Genomic DNA, 21,901 nt, shown 5'->3' on the forward strand with positions numbered 1-21,901 from the left:
CTTAGGACTGAACGTCCGCATACCACGTCTGATACTTTTAGTTTCACGAGATCGCAGCCGCGCAGTTTGCTGTCGAGACCAAGGTTGAATAATGCGAGGTCACGTGTCCGCCCTTCAAGCTCTAAACGAATTCTGATACCCCATATATGTGATATTTGAAGAGGCTTTTTCTGACCAATAATGCGGTCTTTGTTCCAAGGTGAATGGATTTGAATTGCCATGAGTTGTCTCCTGTCTGGTAGGAAACTAAAGTATGGCAGTAGGATCGGCCGTCGCACTCAGACAAGGAACGGACAGTCGAGTTATAGAATTATTGATTCACTCTTCGACCGATTCAATCGCAAAACGATAAATCCGCTCCATTATTTTATCGGGGTAGTTATCGATATCATTTGTTGATACAAACACGAAGACATCTGATTCAGGGAAGTAATTAAACTCAGCAAATGAATATCCATTTGAGCCGTTATGCGTAAATAGACGTTCGTTGTTTTTCGTTGTGATAACCCAGCCAAAGCCATAATGAGAGCTCGATGATTCATTTTGAGCAACATGTGGAGTGAATATTTGGGTCCAACTTGATTTCTTCAAGAGCGCTTCATTGCGTATTGATACATACCAATGAAACATATCGTTTTGAGTAGAGAGAAACGCTCCAGCGCCTTCATACCATCTTTCGCCCGGAGAAATCAGTTCATGCTCTAAAGAATGGCCGACACTTTTGCTCTGTGCCTCAATATTGAAAAGTCTCTGTAGTAAGTTTTGGTCGGCCCCATAGTTTATCGCAATATTGTTTTCGTTATATTTTGGTAGCCGATATCCAGTTTGATACATTTGAGTTGGTAATAATAAATTAGCGCGAATATAGTTTTCCCAATTTTCATCTGAAACTTTTTCGATGATGCGTGCAAGCAAACTATATCCAACGTTCGAATACTGATACCTTTCACCCGGAATAAATGCAAGTTTTGTTTGGAATGCTTTTAGATGAAGTTCTTCGTGTGGCATCAAGCCATAAACAGACTTGTCTTCGAAGTTTGTTGCAAACCCGGAACTATGTGTCAAAAGATGAAACACCGTAATTTCCTGTTTGTCGTTAGGCACGCTATCAAAAAATCTCGATAATCTATCTGATTCGGAAACTACTCCTTCTTCCACTAACTTCATAATCGCCGTCGCTACAAACTGTTTTGTTAATGAGCCAATATCAAATACTGTTTGTTCATTGTATTTTAAACTTTTTGCGCGATTGTAATACCCGAAGAAGTCTTTAAATACCGCTTTCTCTCCATGAGCGATTATAATATTGCCTGAGAAGTCGGTAGCATTAAGAAGCGTTGAGATGTCAGAAAATTTACTAATTAATATTTTGTCTTCTAATGTTTTAGCATTTTGAACGGCATTAGAAACAGACTGGGAATCATTTTTTTTCTGATGGAAAGCATCATTTTTGGACCCGGCACATCCATTGAGAGCTAAAAGCATGATTATAGAGAATAGCAATGTTCGAGATTTCACACTGGTCTTTGTCGTTCAAAATATTAAGACTTAAAAAGATAACATAAACACGTTGATACTAAAATTTAGTTTTGCGCACGCATTGTTACAAAATATTAAACAAGCTACCGACAATCTCACCGGCTGGTTTACGTACATTTCTGCCTGTCCAGCTAAGGCACGAAAATTTCCGATTTGTGCAAGACCTTTAAGCTTCCTAAGTATTGACACAAATGCAGCTATAAAACACTAAATCATTCTGAGTTGTTGCTTTCATCTCTTCTGTCAAGTTGGAGGACAACCATCATTATTGTGGTAAATATTTCACTGTCACTTTCGTCATCGTATACTTCAATGGAGTGAGTATCACGTATTGACAAGATTTTTCCTTTCGCAGAAGCAATGGTTTTTTTTTGATGAGTGACGCTGAACTTTAGATCCCAGAAGTTTCCTTCGATTATAGCGCCGTCATATTTGCCACCAATAACGTAATAGATACGGCTCCAAGAAAAGAGTTTTCGCTTCACTTGAAAGTCCCCAATAGAAGAATGAATGTCCCACATAAGAGACCAAAAAGGCCACATTTTACGTTTTACTGTAGCGATTTGTTGGTTGCGCTTTCTCAGAATCCAAGTTGGATTGAACAACGCGAACTGCCCAGTAGCGTCGTAAAGCTGCTCTCCGTTTTCATCACCAATGGACATTCGCCCTCTAAAACTCAATAACTTGTTATTGATGGATAATATCGTGGACATATACTGCTCCCTGTACTTCAAAATGCTAAAAGATATAAATCCTTTACTTCAATAATTCGTTTGACTCGAAGCTATCGGCAACAAAATATACCAATAGCGCGAGGTTATATTTATACCACCTTTCTATTAGACCTAGTATCAACTTCCAAGTGCGACATTGATCTTACATGCTCATTCTTAATCTGCCACGGTGACTTCAACCTATATCGTTTTCTCGGGCTGCTGTTAAGCCGTTTTTATATTTCTTTGTACTGGTAAAATTCAGTAACGTTATCCGCAGTAATTGTTATTACCGGAATAGGGCTATTTTTAATCAGCTTTATCGTCACCTTGACGTACGGAGCAGCCCAACAGCGTCAGAGGCACCGTGAGACAAACAACAGACATACTGAGTTAGTGTTAGTCACTTCAGGTTTGTGCCACTTGCCGACGCTGAGTGAAAAAAAGCTCGATTTAGTGCTAATAGCAGAAAGCGGATACTGGAATTTAGTGTCCTTCAACTTGTATTATTTCAACATTGCTGAAGAAAGAAGTATCAGGGTCGTCTGTAAGTGCAAATTCTAATGCTATGTAATTATTTCTAATTTTTTTGACTGGTTTAGTATAAACCCACCTTTGAACCGCCAATATTGCATTCCCATCAAACAATCCATCTTTGTCAGACGCTTCGACTTTAATATCTGATACATTGCCATCTTTTTCGATACTAAAACTTAATAAAACCGTGCCCTCAATACCGTTTTTTACTGCATACTTTGGATAAACTGGCATTGCTCTTTTGATAACGGAGACCTCTGCTTCGTTTTCGGCTGGTGTAGAGGCATTAACACCATGAAAAGGACTTATCCCTAAAACAAGCAAAACAGTGAAAGCTAGAAATAATCCGCATCTTTCGAATCTACTTTGCACACCTTTTAGTTGGGTTAACATACTTATTCCTTGTTATTTTTTTCGTTTTAAATTCCGATTCGATAATCACAGATTAGATCTAAAATATCAAATAATTCATGCTTAAGCATTGTGCATGAAAATAACCGTTAGTTTTCTCTGATTTTCATCGCCTGATAGTCAACGACCGCACTGGCCGTGAGTTCAACTGGTGAATGCCATAGCTAAATTTTCGTCGAGCCGCTTCACATTCATAGTTAAGGCTAGGAAATCAGTGGCGATTCATATCGCACTATCTGTCCTATTATAAGCATGTATCACAAGGAGCATTTTTGAGTAACCCAAAGGACTTCACTCTTCGCTACATCACCAAGGTCCGGTTTACGTACGTTTCAGCCCCACAGCGTCAGGGACTTCTTGAGACAAACAACGGACGGTCAAAGATAAGACCTTCTGCTTTAACTTGTGATGAAATTTATGTTTATCGAAATAACTCAGCTCAAGTACCACTGCGAGAAGACATGCCTGCACCGAGCTTTTATAGTGAGAAAAACTATGAGACTATTAGGCTGATCCTCAAAGGAATGTGATGGAAGACAAGTTTGATGCTAAGGGAGTTCGTGCAGTTTCTAACAGTTGTTTTTTTCACTTCAATGGTGTTTTTTTCCGGTTTGGTCCTCGCAGATAGGATCGAATTGTGTTCTCAGCAATCGGTATATCAGCTTGAAGATGTGCAAGTAGAGGCCGAAGGGTTTATAGTACAAACTCCTCAGTCCAGTCTTTTCCGTCATCCACTTCAACAGCCCTTGTGGATTAGCTTTCTTATAATCGGCGAATTCCTTGCCTCACGCAAATCCGACGCAAATTTTTATTCTGAGCCTATTAAGTATCATTGGTTTGAATTGTTAACTATCTCAAGTTACAGAGTAAGCCAATGGAAGGAAAGTAATAGTCAGTATCGCCAGCTTGCTATAGCGGATTAGTTTCTCTTTTAAAAATCGCTTTAAATCCAAATCTAGATTTTTACTACAAGAGAAATATTATGAAGAATGTTTATTTTCGATGGTCTCTGATGGCCGTCAGCTTTTGCTTTTTTTTATTTAGTTCCTTCCCCCTTAGCGCTAACAAGCTTTCCGAGAAAGATGTAGCAGGATTGATAAATCAAACTTTAGCGGTATTCACAGCAAACTATATTGATGTTGCCGCTACTCCTTACGTAGTTTCAGTAATAAACGAACGGCTAAAGCAGGGAGCATATAAAGAAGTCACCACACTGAAGGATTTTGCAGAAGTAATTGGACGTGACATACGCAACATTTCTGGTGATGTTCATTTGAGCCTTATGTTGCAAACTCCTAACGAGCCTCTAACCCATATCCTTCCTCAAAAAAACGGGCGACTTTCATATAACCATGCTTTTGAAGAAGTTAAGTACGTTCACAATAACATCGGATATCTGAAATTTAATAAGTTCCACCCTTCGGATGAAGCGCTTAAAACAGCCGATACTGCCTTCGCATTTCTGCGCAATAGTGACGGGTTAATAATAGATATGCGGGACACTGTTGGGGGCTCACCTTATCTCGTTCAGCATATGCTGAGCTATTTTATTGAAGGTGGAAAAGTGCTTTGGTCAGTAGAGACAAATGACCAAAATCACAAAGACGTCATTAAGGTTGATACTTCACCTGTCCACAAGCGTTTCCTAAACGATTATCCAGTTTGGCTACTAACTAGCAATTCAACAGCTAGCGCATCAGAACTGTTCGCAGGGGTTTTACAAGACTATGGAAAAGCCAAAGTAGTTGGCAGTGTGACCGCTGGTGCCGGGTACTACGTCGGCGTAAGAAGAATAACCGATGAGCTTACTTTTCGGATTTCATTGGCTAAACCTTTACTATCAAATTCCAACGAGAACTGGGAAAAGGTCGGTATAAATCCTGACATTGAGGTTGAATATGTGGATGCGTTTGATATCGCTTTACTTGATGCAATAAGGGCCAAATAGGTTATTACAATAGCCCAAGAGATTCTCTTGGGCTATTTAATGTCCGGTATACGTAATGAACAGCCTAATAGTGAGCACTGACAGGCATCAACAGACAAGGAGCGGACGGTCAACGCCGCATTCAGCGGCTTGACCGCTGTAATGCTTTGCTATTAGTGCTGTTACTGACATACCGCTTGTTGAGATTTACTAAGCTATTGTTCTTTTTTATAAGATCTAGACGGATATCATCCCATTCAAGTAACAATGGGAATTTTTCAATCGTTTCGTCAACTGGTTCCTTCGTAATAGACCTAATAGCATTTAAACCTACGGGCTTGCTCCCATTGATAGCCTCATATGCGTTTATAGACTCTAGAATCAAATTCCTAGAATTTTGAGAGGAGGGTGTAACCAAAGTTCTAATTTCACAATGTATTTTGCTAATTGAACCTACATACACTCTTGTTGCATGAATTAAATCGACTTTTTCCTGCATTTCTTTTGAGACTTGCTTTTTGAAAGCACTATCGCTATCTACTTCTGCTTTATGGGTGAAAAGGCGGGTCTTATATTCAAGCTCTCCGTCTTCATCATGAGAGGTCCACTGTCCACCTAAAGATGTCGAATGAACAGCTAAACCTCTATGTTGAACATAATTTCTCAACGCCTCCATAAAACGATATTCAAAATTGTTATCGTACTCAGCGGAAAATAATGCTTTTACTTCATTGCCAATATCCAACCTATCAGGGAGACATGCCTTAACGTGCTGCTGAATTTGATCAATATACAATTTTGTAGAAGTTAGCAGATTGACCACTCTTCTATTAAATGCCAACCTGGTATCAAAAAAGCCTGAATAATCTGTTGAACTTCGAACCATGTAATCTGATGTAATACTCAGGCACTCTTTTTCTAAATCCAAATAGTTTGAAAGAAGTAACTCGTACTTTTCTTCAATAGCTAAAGCAGCAGATAAGCAATGCCTAGCTTGCTTGAGATTATTGTATTGATCTTCTTCAATACTGAGTTCTGGGTAAGCACCGAGTGCCCATACGCGAATTGTATATTTCATGATGTAAGTCCCTTTATTAGCTACATCCAACATTAGAGGTTTCGGCTTGTTAAGTTTGGTAAGCCCCTAGTTCCCTAGTCACATCATAACAATATTTTTGAATAGAATCTGAGCCTTTGCCCAATGTCTGCAATACGTACTGAACAGACTTTTAGAACTGATTAATCTCTGACGTTAGTGTGTCTGGTAGCGTCAGACTAATCCACCTAATTTGAGCTCACATTTCCTACTATTGTGATTTCAAGCATTCAATTTTTGCATTTGAATACTGTGGACATCTGGAATTTCAACATCTGCCGCCTTCGAGTTGGTCCGCACAATTAACGCGGTATGCATGCTTTTGATTGACCAGTTGTCCTTTTTCGAAAGTGCAAATATCAGAATTGTTTTAAGCTTCGTTATTTCCACAATGACATCACCCTGACAATCCTTGTAAGCAAATATGCGGTTATCGCCTGATATTTTTGCTTGAACGTAGCCTTCCTGAGTGACGGCTTCGATTTCCGTTATAAGGATCTCAGTCAGGCGGCAGACATAACTCAAAGCATCACAAATGCATGCATTGAGAGTGGCGCCTGAGCAATGCTCTAATTTAGGTAGCATCCTATAATTCACTGACACTCCTCCATAGGTCTAGATAGTCCGTGTTCAATTCACTCTATAAGCCGGATGTCGAGGCTAAAAAAAGAAATGATAGCAAATCATCACCTTAGTAGAATCTTGGTGCCAAGCTCAATACAGCAATTGCCATAGACGCTTATCATAACTAAAATACTGTACATAAATACAGTTAATAGCGGTAGCGATGTTAAAAGTTATTCCTATCAAGGCGCAAGCTGGTCTCGTTGGGTTCGAATCCCCGGCCAAAGAATACACCGAATTGGGTTTAGACCTTGATGCATTGCTAATCGATAAGCCTAGCGCTACGTTCATCGCGATGGCGCAAGGTCATTCGATGGTAAGGGATGGTATATTTGATGGTGACCTGCTCATTATTTCACGGGCTGAACCCATCACTGACATGTGTATCTGCGTAGCCAACTTAAATGGTGTTTTTATTTGTAAGCGGGTGGATAAACGCAACAGATGCCTGGTGGCCGGCTCAGATGATATCTCCCCCTATTTCTTAAAAGAAGGGGATGACTTTCAGATAGAGGGCGTGGTTATTCGCTCTATAAGATTACATAAACCATTGGCACACCTCGTATGCTAGCGCTTATTGACGCTACTGGCATGTACGCATCAGCCGAAAAAGTGTTTGACCCGACTATCCGAAATAAGCCGGTAATTGTGCTCAGTAACAACGATGGCTGTATTGTGGCCATGTGCCCGATAGCCAAGCGGTTGGGTAAAGAACTGGGCATCAGTAAATTTGGGCCGTATTTTCAAGTCGCAGATAAGGCACGTAAAGCAGGGTTCGTGGTAAAGAGCAGCAACTACGAACTCTATGCGGATATCAGCCAAAGAATGATGGAAACGTGTGAAAGCTTTGGTGAAACACACATTTATTCAATTGATGAGTGCTTCATGCGGTTTCCGGATGAATATACAAAAGATTATCTGGAAGAATTAGGTCATGATTTACGAAAGACCATTTGGCGCCATGTTAGGTTACCGGTGGGGGTGGGGTTCGGCCCGTCACTGACATTGGCCAAAGCGGCTAACCATGCCAGTAAAAAGCTCCCGGGGGCGACGGGGGTCGCGCTCATTGCAACGTACAACGATAGAAAGCATGTGCTATCCCAAATGGCGTGTGACGATGTGTGGGGTGTCGGTCGAAGGTTGGCTAAGCGACTCGATGTCATGGGTATAAAAAACGCTTGGCAACTGGCAGAACAGCCGGCAAAGAAAATCCGTAAGGACTTCTCCATTTTGATGGAAAATACCGTCAGAGAGCTTAAAGGGGAAGCCTATTATCAGTGGGACACTGTCAGGCCTGCCAAAAAGGAAATTTACAGTACGCGCAGCTTTGGCAAGCGGGTAACCTGCAATATTGAGTTGAAGAATGCACTTAGCGGGCATGGCGAAACAGCGTCCAGAAAAATGCGCGAGCAAAACAGCTTGTGCGCCGGCATGGTCATATTCGCCGCCTCATCGCCCCACGATAACGCCCCCTACTTCAAAAAATCCGTTTATCACCAGTTTGAGGTTCCCACCTGTGATACACGGATTATATTAGGCGCGATTTCTGCAGCCCTGCCCCAACTTTATAAATCCGGTACCCGGTACTATAAATGCGGCGTTGGTCTAGTGGATTTACATGATAGCCAGTACCAGCAACAAGATTTGTTTGCCGTCAGCCAAGACGATCCCAGTCTAATGAAGATGCTTGATAGTATCAACTCGCGGTACGGCCGCCATACATTGCAGTTTGCCAGCCGCGGAATAGAGCAGAAGTTCGATATGAAGCGTGAGTTTCTGTCAAAGCGTGCGACGACTCGATGGAGTGATATACCGCGGGTGATGTGCTAGCGGACAAGCCATCGCAAATATCACGCGATGACTTTGAGCTGACAACTGATGATTTTATATTTCATCCAGGATACACGCGACACCATATCTCAACAGTGGGTAGAGTAATACTGACAAAGTGTAATTACCCAACAGCTGTAGAAAGTCGAATGTCCACAGACCAAATGAGAGAAACATAACTGGTGTCATGACTACGCTGAAAATAAAAAACCTTGAAGATGACCTTCGCAGGTTCAACTTGGGGGCCATTCGGCCTCTATATTTGAGCTCTCGTCCAGCACAGCTTGCGCATATGAAAGCGCCGATTACAAACAGCCCTAAAATAGCTCCTAACTCAGCTTTGCCCACTTGCAAAAGTTCAGTTAAATATAGCGTCAGACCGCAGATGAACCAAAGGCAAAAGCTGATCTGAGCAAAACGCACATTATCATCGAATTGATGTTTTTCCATTGAACTGTTCATTACTATCTCCTTGTAAGTTGGCATACAGTTACAAAGTCGATAGTAGCAGCATTTTCAAAAAACGACCGAAATTGGCAATATTAGTTGTCAGGGTTAGTCGTTCTTTGCACTACTCGATAGAATTTGTGTCTTATTCCGACTCTTTTTACTTCTGTTCCTCGGCGGGCTAAGCTTCTCAATAAGATAATCCTCAAGAGCCAGGGCCAGATATGAATACTCGTTCGGAAAGCCGATAGCAGCAAGCGAGTTTACATCAGCCCATCTTCTCTTCGGTATATAATGGCCCCGCCCCTTCGTTTTATCTGTTGTTATGACGTGGGCCAGTAGCCGGCGAGATATACCAAAGCCCACACGCTTCCCTCCTCCCACTGACGCGCCAATACCAAGATACAAAATGTCGCCGGCGCCATCGAATAGACAGTAAACACCGCGTTTATCATGGTGAGGAACTGAGCCCTGCCAGTTCCAGTCTGATTTCCATTCCGGACGGGGACGGTTCAGTGACTCTGGCCAGTGCAAATTAAAAAAGTTGTTGGTGTGTTCAATTAGGTTTTCAATTGAGCTCATACATCCTCTCAGAAAAGTATATGCACATATATTCGCTTATATGGCGAAAAAGTGTATAGCAAATGATAATGTTACCATATCTGTTAACTAGGTCCCCTTGAGAGAATGGCAAATGAGTTTCGCGCTGCGAGTAATAACCACACTCAATACAGCTATTAAGAATGGGCATATTGGAATATTTTGCACCCACGATATCAGCTTATCACTGGGCGAAAGTGCTAATGAGAATTTTCGTAAGCGATTATCCAAAGGAGTCGCTGCAGGGTGGCTGTTAAGGTTGACCCGGGATATGTGTTCGGTTCCTGACAATGAGCCAGCCGAAATCGGAGTGCTTGAGTATATTGCTTCGAAGCATCACTGAAACAAATTCATTTATGTGAGTCTTGAAAGTGAACTCTCACGGCAAGGAATAATATCGCAAGTCCCTTTCGGTTACCTTACTGTAATGACACAAGGACGCAGTGGTAAATTAGAAACGCGGTATGGCACGTTCGAATTTACTCATTTCAACCGCAAAAGAAGCTCAATGAAGACGATTACTATTATGATTCCGTTGCGCGTATTTTCAGGGCCAAAGCGGCACGTGCGATTGCCGATTTAAAACGAGTAGGTAGAAATACGGAGTTGCTTCAACTGGAGGCGGAACAACAATAATTATGAGCGCAGGTACCGTAGGAGCGTGACACCGCACTCGCACATCTTGCAAAAAACCAGCAAGAAAAGGCACATTAGAATATCATTCGATGTGTAAATTCGTGCAATTTAACAGCCGCATGCCTATAATTATACAAACTCTATTGTTTCGTTTGCGAAGGGAGCAACATGGAAAAGCAAAGTGTAGACAGACAGATGTTAGTTGCTAAGGCCTATAGGAGCGCTTATAAAGACTTCGGCTTAACCGATGCCGAGGCAGCGGCGATTATAGGCAAAACTCGCGCAACGCTTGCCCGTTCTCAGGGATTTAGTGCAAACAGCAAAGAGCATGAGATACAAGTGCTATTTATTCGCCTTTACCGGTCGTTATATGCAATCCTTGGGGGCGATAAGGCTGCAATGAAGCATTGGTTCTCAACTTCAAACAATCATCTGCGCGGTATACCCAGGCAATTAGTCACACGTATTACCGGCCTAGCTGACATAAATGCGTACCTGGATGCAATGCGAGCCAAGGTTTGAAGCCTCTTGAAGTAATCGGTCACTGTGGTGGTTTACGCGTGTATGAGGACAAAGTATACCGGCTGGTGGAATCTCAAGAAGAAGCTGCAACTTACGCGTTGGTGGATGATCTTGAAGAACAGGCGGTATTGGAGGATATACTTGAAGACTTCAAGCCGCCCTACCCAGAAGATGTCGGTAAGTACGACTACCTGATAAAAGCCCCGTTCCGGTACCCACCTCTCAAACATGGATCACGATTTGGTACCCGGGCCGAGGCAAGCTATTTTTACGCAAGTGAAGATGAGCAAACCTGCCTTGCCGAATCAGCTTTTTATCGGTTTGTGTTCTTTGATGGTATGCAGACAGCTTACCCAGGTAAGGTTCACTCTGATCACCAGCTATTCTCTGTTCATGCTGAAACTGAAAAGTTAGTAGATTTGACGGAAGCTTCGGATGCTAACGTTATCGCCGAACTCACAAGTAAAACGTCCTATGCGTACTCGCAAGCTGTAGGCGGTGAAGCGCGCAAGGCTGGTGCTGAGGTCATCAGATTCATATCAGCCAGGGCAAGTGAAGGAATAAATGTGGCCATTGATACACCAGCAGTGATCACGTCGACAAAGCCGGAAAACATCACGGCAGTCCAGTGCGAAACATTACCGAACGGCAAAATCTTGAGGTTTTCTCTGCCAAGACAATTCCCCGTGACATTTCGTATTGAACAATTTTATGTTGATGGACGGCTCCCCTACCCAGCTGCGTAAGGAAACGAATTTGCGCCTTAATAAATGAGTGTATTGTGTGTTCACTCAGCTATAAGGTTATTTTGGACAGCGCATGATTCAGATTACAGACTACCCACAACTGGAAGCCATATTATGGGACCAGAAAGGTCGCACTGAAATAAGCGACAAAGAAGCTTTCACCTACTATGAGAGCCGCTGGCGTTACCTGGATGAAGACCAGTTAATGGAAGCTGAGCGCGTCCTTATCGACCGGCTAATTGCAGAACAGGGCAACGGCCACTTTTTACCGGCAGACTGATGTGACTTATAAATATAAGCGACATGAAGTCGTCGCAATGGCGTTGGCCACCTTCAACAAAGACTTTCTGCGCATGAATCATGTTTTGGTTGGTGGTGATACCCGGATAGTAATGGAACTGGGCCAATACCGCGAATCGGGTGATCTTGATTTTCTATGCTTAGATACTCAAAGTTTCCGAGCTGTAAGAGCTCAGGTCAGCACAACCAGTCTGGGGGAAATAACCACTAAACCTTTTGAGCTGGCGCGTGAGGTTATATGCGACCAGTACGGGATAAGGACGGTCATAAGCATAAACGGTACATCGTTGACGGTAGAGATTAAAAATCTCACAGGGTTTCGTTTAAAAAAAGCAATTAAAGCGCCCTTCCCCGCTGAGTGTATTGGCCGGTCAAGTTGTTATATCACCAAGATACTTTCACTTACTGACGGAGGGATTGCGCCAGCCAAGACAGACTTTATCGATCTGTTGATGATGTTTCATCAATGGGGGGCGCCCCCACAAGAGGTCTGGGCGGAGGTAGATCGACATTACGGTACAACTTCGATGCAAAAGCTACTTTGTGAGTTAAAAAGCTTCATAACTAACCCCGAACAAGTTTTAGCTGCCTCAACTCGACTGCAGATATATTCACCACAAGTTCACAACCAGCTTTTGAATAGCGCGAACTTGTGGAAAGACCAACTAATCAAACAATAGTGGTCGGTTTGTAAATCATTTAGGTCCATTCTTGCCGCTGCACTCTATGATCATCACACGCAAAACCCATTTCGTAAAACGGCCATTAAAAAAAACTTTTATGACCACATTTTTTCGCCATAAAGGCGAAAATGTGTAAATTAGCGAATTTATGCTATTATCTATACATAAATTCGCCTGTGTGGAGAAAAAGTGCATATGAACTTTGCTCTTAAGGTTACTACTGCACTACATCTTGCCATTAAAAACGGTCACTTCGGGATATTTACGACCCGCGATATCGGATTGGCAACAGAAGAAAGCGTAAATAACAATTTTCGAAAGAAGTTGTCCAAAGGTGTTTCAAAGGGATGGCTATTGAAAGTTTGCCGGGACATATATGCATTGCCTGGCAATGAGCCTACAAAACGAGGAGTGCTTGAATACATTGCCTCTCGTTTGCACTGGGATAAATTTATCTATGTCAGCTTAGAAAGTGAACTTTCTAGACAAGGGATAATATCGCAAATCCCCTTTGGCTACCTTACCGTTATGACACAAGGGCGCAGTGGTAAAATAGAGACGCGATATGGGACAATCGAGTTCACGCACACAAGTCGCAAAAACCTGTCCGAGGAAGATGTGTATTATGATCCTGATACACGGATTTTTCGGGCCAGAGCCAAGCGTGCGATTGCTGATTTAAAGCGGGTCGGGAGAAATACGGACATGATAAATGAAGAGGTCGTCAATGATTAGTGGTTTGGTCACTCGGGCAATTGAGAACAACCCACAATTGATAGGGTTGGAAGATGTCGTAGAAAAAGAGATTGTGCATCATGAATTGCTATATATTCTGCACAACGAAGGATTTTTGGAGCATCTGACTTTTATCGGCGGAACAGCACTGCGTCTTTGCCACGGCTCCAATCGTTTGTCAGAAGATTTAGATTTCACCGGGGGGGCGCATTTTTCACCGAAGGACTTCTCGTCGTTATCCGCTGATATAGAGTCAAATTTACAAAATAAATTCATGCTGGACGTGAATGTGCGCGAGCCTGTCATCGACCGCGGCGACACGTCAACCTGGAAAGTTACCATCATTAAAAACCCTAAGCGCCCAGATTTACCTTCACAGAAGATGCATATCGATATTTGCCGCTATGATTCATTTGATAAGGTTCGACGTCCTGCAAAAAATTTTTATGAAGTAATCTCGCCTATCGAAGGTTTTCCAATCCCAGTGCAAAGTACCAAAGAGATACTTGCCGACAAGCTTATTGCGTTAGCGTTTAGGGAGCGACGGATCAAACCCCGGGATGTATGGGACCTGGCATGGCTAAACCAACAGAATGTGCCAATTGAAGCGTCGCTGGTGGAAAAGAAGCTTGAAATGCGTGGTAAGACCCAAGATGAGTTTCTCGATAATCTAGAGATACACCGCGGCTTCATTCTGGCCTCGCCTGAAACGAAATCAGACTTTGAAAGAGAAATGTCCCGATTTGTGCCTAAAGATATTCGAGAGCGTACCCTGAACCGGACAGAGTTTTGGCCTTACGTGGGTGACACGATAGCTTCTCAAATTGATACTATTGAAGCAGCATTGACCAGTGGCAAATCAAATAGTCATGATTCTGATATGAGTATGTAGCAAAACTACAGTGTCAGTATTTCGCTATCGTCAAAACGAAAGATATTAGGGAAAATATAGATGTTCGAAGAAAAGTATATAATGACCGGTATATTAGCCATGCTCCTTATAGCAGCATGGCATAAGCCTAAGTTTTATAACGAGCATTTGGCAAATAAGGCTACAATAGTGACAGTTGTAGTACTGACGCTTTTTTCTTTATGGGATGGCGCAATGGCCATTGCCCAACAGGGTTTGCCCAAAGACCTGGCTGAGGAATGTTATAAAGCAGCTTCAGAGTCAATAGAAAATAAGGCGATTCCTGTCACATGGTGGGTCTTTAGCGTTAGTATTTATTTAATAAGTTTCGGATTAGATTGGTTAGCCAAAGCTTTGATAAAGCATGAAGAAAATGAGTGATTATTTTAAAGATAATATTGGCTTTCCCACGCTTGTAGGAAAAATCAATGATTGAGATCTTGAAAGATAACATTGAATGGATATTCAGTGGCGTGGGTTTGGTAGTTTTAGGCAGTATTATTTCTTGGGCAGGCAAGATTAAGTTTTCTGTTATCGGCAAGCAGCTTTCTAAGTTGTACAGCTTGGTAATTATGTCGTGTTGCTCAAAAGAAAGCATTTTAAAAAGGGTGGATATAGATATACGAGCGAGAAACAAACCCTTTGAATTATGGCTTCATGAACTGCCACAGTGTCGGATTTGGCTCAGAGCAACGAACCTCAATCGTTTTGATATTTCCATAAAGAAAATCAGCATTGAATATAACTATGGCGGACTTGGTCTATTAAGTACTACAACATTTAATGCGCGTACTCTTGATAAACAGTCGATAGATAACAGCTTTCTTGTTGAGGATAAGCTTTCTCAGGATGACGCAAACTATATAGCAGAGTACATCGACGAACCGCGATGCTGTGCAACTATAACAGCAACTATAAAAGCGGGATTTAAAGAAATAATTTATCAGAATAGGTCCATGGACGGTATTTCACCCTCTTTGATTAATGTCGTTTTTCGCAAAAACCAAAAGCTTAGTAAAACTACGCATTAATCAAATAACAACTTTGCGATACCATACCTCAACACTTCATTGACTCTCCAAACTGAACATCATCATTTTGGCGTGGCCTTTGAGTCATGCAAAATAAGCCACGTCAAAGCGCCTTATTGAAAGCTCTGCCTAATTCAGCGCTTTTACACAATACCCAACTTCGGCGAACCCTTCCCAAAGTAACACATGTCTTTTTTAATGGGAGCGAAAGTCACCGCGCTTAAGTAGCGCAAAGCGCGCGTTGCCCTCGGATGCACTGCAGGAAAGTTTTCAGAGATAGGTTAGAAGTTCAGCGACGTAAAATAGTTGAGCTAATTTAAGTTTCGGCCATTTTCTATCAAGGGTATGCTCACCCTTGCAGTGATTGAATAACCTGGTGCGGTGGATTTTGCCTCAGGCATACATCACAAAAAAAAGCGGTTTGACCGTTTTAGTTAATGTTTTTCAGTCCCCCCAAGCTGTATAGGAAATTATATGGAATACACTATTAAGCCATGCTTTCTTTGCGACGCTGAGAGTAAACAGTCAGATACCGATCATGACAATAGATCGTTGGTAACCTGCTCTAATGAGGCATGTGGTCAGTATGAAATCACACATTCGGCTGCAATAAGCATCGTAAGTTCTACCTTTATCAAGGGCGCTCTCAGAAAACTTGTAAACAAGAGACACGGTGACTATGGCCATTTTGACATTAGCCGTCCGGATAAACAGATCAAATGGGAGTGGATTGCCAAACAATAGTCTTGCGTATTATCAACTATCCCATTGCTATACACCCTATTCCCTAAAAAGGGTCTGATAACTGGTTTGTCTTAGTTAGTTTATTTACACTACTTGCAAATCAGGCTGACTTAATCGAGGGAACGGTAAGTTGTGGGAAGTAAAAAGAAGTTCGGCATTATCTGTGCGCTGGTTATAACTAACTCATGTTTGGTGTTTCAGTATGCCCAAGACAAGTTTTCTTTGCCGGGCTGGCTGGATGAAACTGCACAGAGCTCAAAAGACGCAGTAATAACCGCTATCGATTCGTTGGCCACCAAACCTATGCCGGCAAAATTGGTATTGGCTGAACCTGCAAAGCAATTGGCGCCGGTGGCAGCAGTACCCAGTGAGCTACCGTTCACCGGTGCAAGCTGTCTCGATAAGCGTAAGGCTACCCAATCTAAACGAATCTTTACCTGGACAGACAGTCGGGGGATTCAGCATATCTCTGACAAACCTCGCCTAATAGATGATGGTACGCCGGTAACCCTGGTAAGCAACATACCCGCAAAGGATTTATCCATTAACTTTCTTGGACTTCAGGGTAGCTATAACCTAAAACAGAAAATCATTACTTCGGTCAATGCCAGTATAACGCTCTTTGAACAGGTGATACCCGCCGAACTTGTGAAGCCACTTACTATCAACTTCAGGCTCTTTACGGACAAGTCCGGCTATGAAATGTATCGCGGCCCTGCAACAGGCCTTCTTAAAAACTCTCAGGGATTTTATCGCGCCGGCACCAATGAATCAGTGGTGTGGGTTAAAAACGAGTCACAGGGTGAAAAAACCGCGGTGCACGAAGCCATGCATAGCATAAACCGGCACTACATTGGACAGATGAGTAAGTGGCTCAATGAAGGACTTGCCGAAGTGGCCGAGGACATTGCTAATAATCCATCTGTGCTGAGGTCACCGCTGCGTTCGAAGCGACTATTACCTGTCAGCGACTTGCTCAACAACACTCCTGAACAATGGGCGAAAGATTCATCCACCCATTACCGAACTGCTAAAGCATTGGTAAGCTATTTGTATTTTACCGATAGGACTGCCCTTACCCGCCTGTTGTTAGCTGAATCAGAAAACGGCTGCGAGACACTACAACAGGTCGAGGTCACCCGAATCGTAGGGAAGGACGCTCGGACAATCGACACTATGCTAAAACGCTGGCTCTCTTGAAAAGTTTGGCAAAGATTAAATCTTGTTATCAAGACCATAATACAGCGGACGGCACGGGCTGTTGGTGGCATAATCCCATATAAGCCACACCTTATTTAACCAGTCCACCAGCAAACTAAGAGGAAGAATACGAAATGGAATTTGTATTAATAGCCTGTGCCCTATTGGCGTTGCTAATCTTCGCCTACACCTATTATCACATTGGAAGGGTTAAACATCCTGTGCACATGGACTGCATCCCTCCAGCTATCGTAATTGAGCTTGAAAGAGAAAAAGAGCAAGCCGAGGCGATACGCCATAGACAAGGGGCGGATGTTTAACACCACCAGAAGCGACAAGTTTACGAGTCCGACTTGCTGGTCTTATTACATTTTTTATTGTCTCGATAGTGGCGATAAAAGACATTGAAACTGCAAACAAAAAGCCATAATAAACCACTTTTTTTCAACAAGATCGTTTGAATTTTCTTGCACACTATATATGGGCTTTCCCCTTAGCCTTCTAGAATATTGTACGGCACCATACCCTATAAAACCTAACACATGAACCCAACAAATCACCCCCGCACTCTGGCGACAAACATTAGTGACATACTCTGAACAAACCTGCTTAAATCCGCCCTGCCGCACTACCCCGTAGGACCTACTTTACGCACTCCCTACCCGGCCACATTTACACCATACCTAACCTCGCTGACACCCCCCCGGGATACCCCGTGCTCTTTTAAAGGGGAGCAAACGCCACCCTGCCCGACAGGCGCGAAGCGCGCGCGCCCGGCAGCGGAGCTGCCGGTAGGTTTTGCAGGAGGGTTAAGAGGTATGGTGCCGTAAAACAAATGGGGTTTGGCCCGTTTCCTCCTGTCGCTGATTCGTTTATGATGCCCCGCTCGCTTATTAGTTAGGAACGCCGGCGACATTCGCAAAGGAATAGAGATTTGCCAACACTGACAAAATCAAAACAAGACTGCCCAACCGTTTTCGCCCTTAACGGTACCAGCGAAGATAGTGCATCGTATGCACTTGGATGGACGTTGTTACAGTCATCCCATTTACTGACCACATTGCTTGAATCACTGAACTGCCCGGCCACGCCGGATATTGTTGAAAGAACTGAAATACTTTTACAGGCGCACCATAAAAATGGTGGCTACAGCGACTTAGAATTGCTCTGCGTAGGAGAATTTCATCTTATTTTTGAAGCTAAGAAACATTGGAGCCTGCCAGGCAACAAACAACTGCTGCTATATGCATCACGCTTTAATCCTGAACGCACACCCCTGTGTAAAGTGATCACGGTGAGTGCAGCCAGTGATGATTATGCGGCTCGAAACCTACCAACCACGGTAAATGATTACCCCCTCACTCACATTTCATGGGGTAACCTGGCCAGCATGGCGAAAAGAAACAAGTCAGTAAGCGGTTTATCAATTGAAAAGCTTTGGCTTGGCCAACTGCAAAAACACCTCAAAGGATATGATCTTATGACCCCGCCGAACGACAACCAAGCTTATTGCGTAGTGTTATCAACCGACGAACTACGACCCGGGTATACCTGGGTTGATGTCGTTGAAAAAGACAGCGCTTATTTCCATCCGGTAGGCTTAAACGGCTGGCCATCGTCGCCTCCCAACTACATCGCTTTTCGTAAACATGGAAAACTGCTGTCAGTTCACCACATTGATTCCTACAATGTCGTCACTGACTTAAGCACTGTCAATCCGAACTGGCCAAATACGACAGTGGATCATTTTGTCTATTCACTCGGGCCCGCCATGGTACCGCCCAGGGCTATCAAAAACGGAAAAATTTATGCAAGCGGACGGGTATGGTGTGCCCTCGACACCTTATTGAGTGGCGCACACGACACCATCCAGGATGCACGAAACGAGACTAAGCGACGATTAAAGGATGTATAAGTAACTGTTCCCCTGATCGCGGTCAAAAGATATACTGTACATAATAACAGCTTTTGATTGCGAGGAGCAGGTGTGAACTTACTGCAGTTGTACATGACCGATATAGAAAGCGGGCTTAACGAGCTCTGTGAATTGGTTCGCAAGTACGCACAACCGGAGGGGGCCGTTATATTTTCGCTCCCCCGAATCAGTAAAGAGGATGAAGCACGACTCATCGCTGATGATTACGATGCGATACCAGTAACGCCTCTTTATGGCCAATACGCCATCAATGAGGCTATTCGCGCTTACAAGGATATGTATGTTATCGAGAGTGACATTTCACGTCGTTTTGTCCAAAAGTATCCTGGCCTTATCCCGCTAAGCTGTAGCTGGGAGGAACTGGCGGCAGCCGTGGACAGCGTCAATCAGGCCAAAAAGAACTTTCGTAACGAAGTTCAAAAGTATGATGATGCCGCAGAGAAGTTTTTTGAAGTGCACGACCGGTTTAACTACCTGATCACAACCATGGCTTATCGCCGAATATATGCCTATGAAGGCGATCATAAAGGGTTCTATTTTAACTGGTCTCGCCGCCCCCGGGTTGAAACTCATACCGCATCGCAGTGGATAGAAAAGTTGAATAGCGCTCGTTACACCATCCCTCCTAACCATTCAAAATCATCCTGGAATGCGCTGGTGGATCAGGAGCAGCAATTAATCGCTGATTGCGGTTCAGAGAAGCTCAGCATGCGCAGACCAATCAAGTTACGTCCGGAGTGCTCTGTGCGTGATGCCAATGGCATTATGAAGGGCTACAGCGCCGGCCTGCCTTTCTTATTGGCTGGACACACTGCGAAACAAAACTTCACTGTCCTTCAGGATTACACGCGAAGGCCAGCGCACAAGAGCAGTGCCAAATGGCAGTTGGTCGTAGAGCGACCAAGGTTGTATAAGGCAAGTACAGGCGCATAACAATCTCTACTATGCGCTTCCTTATCTATCGTCTTTAAAACAACCTTTAACAAATGCGCTTAGCTCATCGAAGGTATAACTTTCAAAAGAATCAGGGTCCTCTTTTAGCTGTCTCAATCTTTCCTGGACGTCAGATATTACAGCTTGATTATACGGACCTGGGTCAGTTGATTTTTTATCCACGATTCCGCCTCCTTTCTGTTTCTTTATTAGAATGAGAGCACGATAAGCATTAAGAACCGCACCAGTCTCCAGAGCTAAATTGTATATCATTTATCACAAAGAGAAAGAGGGGTCTGCTTTAGACAAGGTATAGTCACTCGCATCCTTTGAAACCATAATTTAGTTTCAGGGATATGTGCTCGTTTCATACGAATATCAGACAAAAACATTCGATGTTTACCGCTTTTTTTTCGATGTCACGAGTACGCTTAGCCGCAAACGAATACTCAGGGGTTGCATAGTAATTGCCGCTATATTTTCTTCGAAAGGCTAGGCTGACATATCCAACATATCGATTGTTGGGAGAGTAACAAATGTCCAGAGAAAATGATTATAGCGTCCTAATCGGATTGGATTGGGCGAGAGCCAAGCATGATGTTTGCCTGCAATATGCTGATGGTACAAGAGAGTTCGCGGTAGTTAAGCATTCTGCGGAAGCCATTGAGCAATGGATAGTCCAACTGCACAAGGTTCACCAAGGGCAAATCGCAGTTGCACTGGAGCTATCAAAAGGGCCTATCGTTTATGCACTTCAGAAGTATGCGTTTGTTACGTTGTTTCCAATTAATCCGACGATGTTGTGTCGGTATCGTAGGGCTTTATCGCCTAGCTGCGCCAAAGACGACCCAACGGATGCATTCATAGCGCTTGAATTATTAATTCGCTATCCAGATAAAATCACGCCTTTAAAAATGTCAGATACCAAAATCCGCAAACTAGCGTTTTTAGTCGAAGAGCGTCGGCGGTTGGTTGATGAGAAGAAAAGATATGCGAATCGTCTGATCAATACCCTTCACCAATATTACCCACAGCCACTGGAATGGTTTTCTCATAGGGACTCTGAGTTATTCATGGAGTTTATTATTCGATGGCCTACGCTGGAGAAACTGAAACGCGCTAAGCCTGAAACAGTTTCGCGCTTCCTCACATCTCGAGGTAGCTTTGCCAAGCTTGTCGCGCCTCGCCTAGAAGCAATCAAAAAGGCGAAATCATTGACTAACGATGAAGTGGTTATCGAATCTAACAGTCTGCTTGCCATTACTCTCGCTAACCAAATACGTCCAATAATCGCTGCTATAAGGACATTCGATCAGAAGATTGAAACACTATTCCACACCATGCCGGATGCGCGAATATATGAATCGCTGCCGGGAGTTGGAAAATGCCTTGGCCCAAGGTTATTGGTTGCATTTGGGGAAGACAGAGGGCGGTTTGAAAGCGCTCAGGAGGTACAAAAATATGCGGGTATTGCGCCAGTAACTGAGCGAAGTGGGAAAACGACTTGGGTACACTGGCGGTGGGGCTGTTCTAAATTTATTCGTCAAACGTTTATTGAATGGTCAGCGAAAACAGTCCGCTACTCTTACTGGGCACAGCTTTACTACGAACAGCAGCGGAAGAAAGGGAACACTCATCAGCGAGCAGTGCGCTCCTTAGCCTTCAAGTGGATAAGGGTTTTGTACTGCTGTTGGAAAAGTAAAACACCATATGATGAAACGAAGTACCTCAAAGTATTAAAGGAGAGAAATTCGCCTTTACTTGGATAAAATTGGTTGACGAGTGGCTCAGGGCATTAAGC

25 protein-coding genes and 1 pseudogene are annotated in these 21,901 nt (G+C 43.3%); 17 read left to right on the forward strand and 9 right to left on the reverse strand.

From position 1 onward, the window contains the following. The 4 genes and pseudogenes from F458_RS0118320 to F458_RS0118335 form a co-directional block, all read right to left on the reverse strand. Window positions 1-221 (reverse strand): annotated as a pseudogene (locus tag F458_RS0118320) (integrase); the annotation flags it as partial. A 97-nt stretch (window positions 222-318) separates the two neighbouring features. Then, the gene (locus F458_RS0118325; RefSeq protein WP_156824303.1) at window positions 319-1,518 is read right to left on the reverse strand and encodes a serine hydrolase domain-containing protein; all 1,200 of its coding nucleotides are present in this window, start codon (window positions 1,516-1,518) and stop codon (window positions 319-321) included. Between the two features lie 233 nt (window positions 1,519-1,751). Further along, a complete protein-coding gene (locus F458_RS0118330) occupies window positions 1,752-2,252 on the reverse strand; it encodes an LURP-one-related family protein (protein ID WP_018984901.1) in 501 nt (166 codons plus the stop codon). 486 nt (window positions 2,253-2,738) lie between these two features. Continuing rightward, on the reverse strand, window positions 2,739-3,182 hold the full coding sequence (locus tag F458_RS0118335; RefSeq protein WP_018984902.1) for an energy transducer TonB: 444 nt from the start codon (window positions 3,180-3,182) through the stop codon (window positions 2,739-2,741). A gap of 1,000 nt (window positions 3,183-4,182) precedes the next feature. Here F458_RS0118335 and F458_RS0118345 point away from each other — a divergent pair. Further along, entirely contained in the window at window positions 4,183-5,148 is a 966-nt protein-coding gene (locus F458_RS0118345; RefSeq protein WP_018984904.1) for a S41 family peptidase, read from the forward strand. Window positions 5,149-5,269: 121 nt separating this feature from the next. On the opposite strand, the gene F458_RS0118350 is transcribed toward F458_RS0118345, so the two are convergent. Together F458_RS0118350 and F458_RS0118355 are read right to left on the reverse strand one after the other, a co-directional pair. Next, window positions 5,270-6,205, reverse strand: a complete 936-nt coding sequence (locus tag F458_RS0118350) for a hypothetical protein (protein WP_040610799.1) — start codon at window positions 6,203-6,205, stop codon at window positions 5,270-5,272. 240 nt (window positions 6,206-6,445) lie between these two features. Then, complete coding sequence (locus F458_RS0118355) at window positions 6,446-6,820, reverse strand: hypothetical protein (RefSeq protein ID WP_156824304.1); 375 nt, start codon at window positions 6,818-6,820, stop codon at window positions 6,446-6,448. Between the two features lie 190 nt (window positions 6,821-7,010). Between F458_RS0118355 and F458_RS0118360 the strand changes: the two genes are divergently transcribed. Next, window positions 7,011-7,418 carry a LexA family protein gene (locus F458_RS0118360; RefSeq protein ID WP_018984907.1) on the forward strand — a complete coding sequence of 136 codons (408 nt, stop codon included), beginning with the start codon at window positions 7,011-7,013 and terminating at the stop codon, window positions 7,416-7,418. Then, window positions 7,412-8,677 carry a Y-family DNA polymerase gene (locus F458_RS0118365; RefSeq protein ID WP_018984908.1) on the forward strand — a complete coding sequence of 422 codons (1,266 nt, stop codon included), beginning with the start codon at window positions 7,412-7,414 and terminating at the stop codon, window positions 8,675-8,677. The genes F458_RS0118360 and F458_RS0118365 overlap by 7 nt, the downstream gene beginning before the upstream one ends. Window positions 8,678-8,731: 54 nt before the next feature. Here the strand turns inward: F458_RS0118365 and F458_RS0118370 are convergent, their stop codons facing one another. After that, window positions 8,732-9,139 (reverse strand): hypothetical protein, encoded by a 408-nt coding sequence (locus tag F458_RS0118370; RefSeq protein ID WP_018984909.1) that lies wholly within the window; start codon window positions 9,137-9,139, stop codon window positions 8,732-8,734. A 93-nt stretch (window positions 9,140-9,232) separates the two neighbouring features. Beyond that, complete coding sequence (locus tag F458_RS0118375) at window positions 9,233-9,706, reverse strand: GIY-YIG nuclease family protein (protein ID WP_018984910.1); 474 nt, start codon at window positions 9,704-9,706, stop codon at window positions 9,233-9,235. An 822-nt stretch (window positions 9,707-10,528) separates the two neighbouring features. On the opposite strand from F458_RS0118375, the gene F458_RS0118380 reads away from it, so the two are divergent. The 13 genes from F458_RS0118380 to F458_RS0118440 all read left to right on the forward strand — a co-directional run bounded on the left by F458_RS0118380 (window position 10,529) and on the right by F458_RS0118440 (window position 20,100). Beyond that, window positions 10,529-10,882 carry an MbcA/ParS/Xre antitoxin family protein gene (locus F458_RS0118380; protein ID WP_018984911.1) on the forward strand — a complete coding sequence of 118 codons (354 nt, stop codon included), beginning with the start codon at window positions 10,529-10,531 and terminating at the stop codon, window positions 10,880-10,882. Continuing rightward, complete coding sequence (locus F458_RS0118385) at window positions 10,879-11,628, forward strand: RES family NAD+ phosphorylase (RefSeq protein ID WP_018984912.1); 750 nt, start codon at window positions 10,879-10,881, stop codon at window positions 11,626-11,628. Before F458_RS0118380 ends, F458_RS0118385 begins: the two co-directional genes overlap by 4 nt. Window positions 11,629-11,701: 73 nt before the next feature. Continuing rightward, window positions 11,702-11,908: a hypothetical protein gene (locus F458_RS0118390; RefSeq protein WP_018984913.1), complete on the forward strand. Its 207-nt coding sequence runs from the start codon at window positions 11,702-11,704 to the stop codon at window positions 11,906-11,908. A gap of 37 nt (window positions 11,909-11,945) precedes the next feature. Continuing rightward, window positions 11,946-12,608 carry a nucleotidyl transferase AbiEii/AbiGii toxin family protein gene (locus tag F458_RS20285; protein ID WP_156824305.1) on the forward strand — a complete coding sequence of 221 codons (663 nt, stop codon included), beginning with the start codon at window positions 11,946-11,948 and terminating at the stop codon, window positions 12,606-12,608. 198 nt (window positions 12,609-12,806) lie between these two features. Beyond that, entirely contained in the window at window positions 12,807-13,346 is a 540-nt protein-coding gene (gene abiEi / locus F458_RS0118400; protein WP_018984915.1) for a type IV toxin-antitoxin system AbiEi family antitoxin, read from the forward strand. Next, window positions 13,324-14,238 carry a nucleotidyl transferase AbiEii/AbiGii toxin family protein gene (locus F458_RS0118405; RefSeq protein ID WP_156824306.1) on the forward strand — a complete coding sequence of 305 codons (915 nt, stop codon included), beginning with the start codon at window positions 13,324-13,326 and terminating at the stop codon, window positions 14,236-14,238. Before abiEi ends, F458_RS0118405 begins: the two co-directional genes overlap by 23 nt. Before the next feature lie 60 nt (window positions 14,239-14,298). After that, window positions 14,299-14,637, forward strand: coding sequence for a hypothetical protein (locus tag F458_RS0118410; RefSeq protein WP_018984917.1), 339 nt, complete (start codon window positions 14,299-14,301; stop codon window positions 14,635-14,637). 47 nt (window positions 14,638-14,684) lie between these two features. Beyond that, window positions 14,685-15,287 carry a hypothetical protein gene (locus F458_RS0118415; RefSeq protein ID WP_018984918.1) on the forward strand — a complete coding sequence of 201 codons (603 nt, stop codon included), beginning with the start codon at window positions 14,685-14,687 and terminating at the stop codon, window positions 15,285-15,287. Window positions 15,288-15,761: 474 nt separating this feature from the next. Continuing rightward, entirely contained in the window at window positions 15,762-16,031 is a 270-nt protein-coding gene (locus F458_RS0118420; RefSeq protein ID WP_018984919.1) for a hypothetical protein, read from the forward strand. Window positions 16,032-16,163: 132 nt separating this feature from the next. Next, entirely contained in the window at window positions 16,164-17,231 is a 1,068-nt protein-coding gene (locus F458_RS0118425; RefSeq protein ID WP_018984920.1) for a hypothetical protein, read from the forward strand. A gap of 134 nt (window positions 17,232-17,365) precedes the next feature. After that, a complete protein-coding gene (locus tag F458_RS20895) occupies window positions 17,366-17,551 on the forward strand; it encodes a hypothetical protein (protein WP_018984921.1) in 186 nt (61 codons plus the stop codon). Between the two features lie 614 nt (window positions 17,552-18,165). Next, the gene (locus F458_RS19950) at window positions 18,166-19,146 is read left to right on the forward strand and encodes a hypothetical protein (protein WP_018984922.1); all 981 of its coding nucleotides are present in this window, start codon (window positions 18,166-18,168) and stop codon (window positions 19,144-19,146) included. A 72-nt stretch (window positions 19,147-19,218) separates the two neighbouring features. Further along, entirely contained in the window at window positions 19,219-20,100 is an 882-nt protein-coding gene (locus F458_RS0118440; RefSeq protein ID WP_018984923.1) for a DNA replication terminus site-binding protein, read from the forward strand. 21 nt (window positions 20,101-20,121) lie between these two features. Here the strand turns inward: F458_RS0118440 and F458_RS20800 are convergent, their stop codons facing one another. Next, window positions 20,122-20,283 (reverse strand): hypothetical protein, encoded by a 162-nt coding sequence (locus tag F458_RS20800; protein ID WP_156824307.1) that lies wholly within the window; start codon window positions 20,281-20,283, stop codon window positions 20,122-20,124. 353 nt (window positions 20,284-20,636) lie between these two features. Between F458_RS20800 and F458_RS0118450 the strand changes: the two genes are divergently transcribed. Then, a complete protein-coding gene (locus F458_RS0118450) occupies window positions 20,637-21,869 on the forward strand; it encodes an IS110 family RNA-guided transposase (RefSeq protein ID WP_018984925.1) in 1,233 nt (410 codons plus the stop codon). Window positions 21,870-21,901 lie beyond the last annotated feature (32 nt).

It is taken from the genome of Salinimonas chungwhensis DSM 16280, assembly GCF_000378185.1.
Taxonomy (GTDB): Bacteria; Pseudomonadota; Gammaproteobacteria; order Enterobacterales; family Alteromonadaceae; genus Alteromonas; species Alteromonas chungwhensis.

Coding starts and splice junctions, on each gene's coding strand:
- F458_RS0118330 (WP_018984901.1), bottom strand. CDS start 2,252: ATGTCCACGATATTATCCATCAATAACAAGTTATTGAGTTTTAGAGGG.
- F458_RS0118335 (WP_018984902.1), bottom strand. CDS start 3,182: ATGTTAACCCAACTAAAAGGTGTGCAAAGTAGATTCGAAAGATGCGGA.
- F458_RS0118345 (WP_018984904.1), top strand. CDS start 4,183: ATGAAGAATGTTTATTTTCGATGGTCTCTGATGGCCGTCAGCTTTTGC.
- F458_RS0118350 (WP_040610799.1), bottom strand. CDS start 6,205: ATGAAATATACAATTCGCGTATGGGCACTCGGTGCTTACCCAGAACTC.
- F458_RS0118360 (WP_018984907.1), top strand. CDS start 7,011: ATGTTAAAAGTTATTCCTATCAAGGCGCAAGCTGGTCTCGTTGGGTTC.
- F458_RS0118365 (WP_018984908.1), top strand. CDS start 7,412: ATGCTAGCGCTTATTGACGCTACTGGCATGTACGCATCAGCCGAAAAA.
- F458_RS0118370 (WP_018984909.1), bottom strand. CDS start 9,139: ATGAACAGTTCAATGGAAAAACATCAATTCGATGATAATGTGCGTTTT.
- F458_RS0118375 (WP_018984910.1), bottom strand. CDS start 9,706: ATGAGCTCAATTGAAAACCTAATTGAACACACCAACAACTTTTTTAAT.
- F458_RS0118380 (WP_018984911.1), top strand. CDS start 10,529: ATGGAAAAGCAAAGTGTAGACAGACAGATGTTAGTTGCTAAGGCCTAT.
- F458_RS0118390 (WP_018984913.1), top strand. CDS start 11,702: ATGATTCAGATTACAGACTACCCACAACTGGAAGCCATATTATGGGAC.
- F458_RS20285 (WP_156824305.1), top strand. CDS start 11,946: ATGGCGTTGGCCACCTTCAACAAAGACTTTCTGCGCATGAATCATGTT.
- abiEi (WP_018984915.1), top strand. CDS start 12,807: ATGAACTTTGCTCTTAAGGTTACTACTGCACTACATCTTGCCATTAAA.
- F458_RS0118405 (WP_156824306.1), top strand. CDS start 13,324: ATGAAGAGGTCGTCAATGATTAGTGGTTTGGTCACTCGGGCAATTGAG.
- F458_RS0118410 (WP_018984917.1), top strand. CDS start 14,299: ATGTTCGAAGAAAAGTATATAATGACCGGTATATTAGCCATGCTCCTT.
- F458_RS0118415 (WP_018984918.1), top strand. CDS start 14,685: ATGATTGAGATCTTGAAAGATAACATTGAATGGATATTCAGTGGCGTG.
- F458_RS0118420 (WP_018984919.1), top strand. CDS start 15,762: ATGGAATACACTATTAAGCCATGCTTTCTTTGCGACGCTGAGAGTAAA.
- F458_RS20895 (WP_018984921.1), top strand. CDS start 17,366: ATGGAATTTGTATTAATAGCCTGTGCCCTATTGGCGTTGCTAATCTTC.
- F458_RS0118450 (WP_018984925.1), top strand. CDS start 20,637: ATGTCCAGAGAAAATGATTATAGCGTCCTAATCGGATTGGATTGGGCG.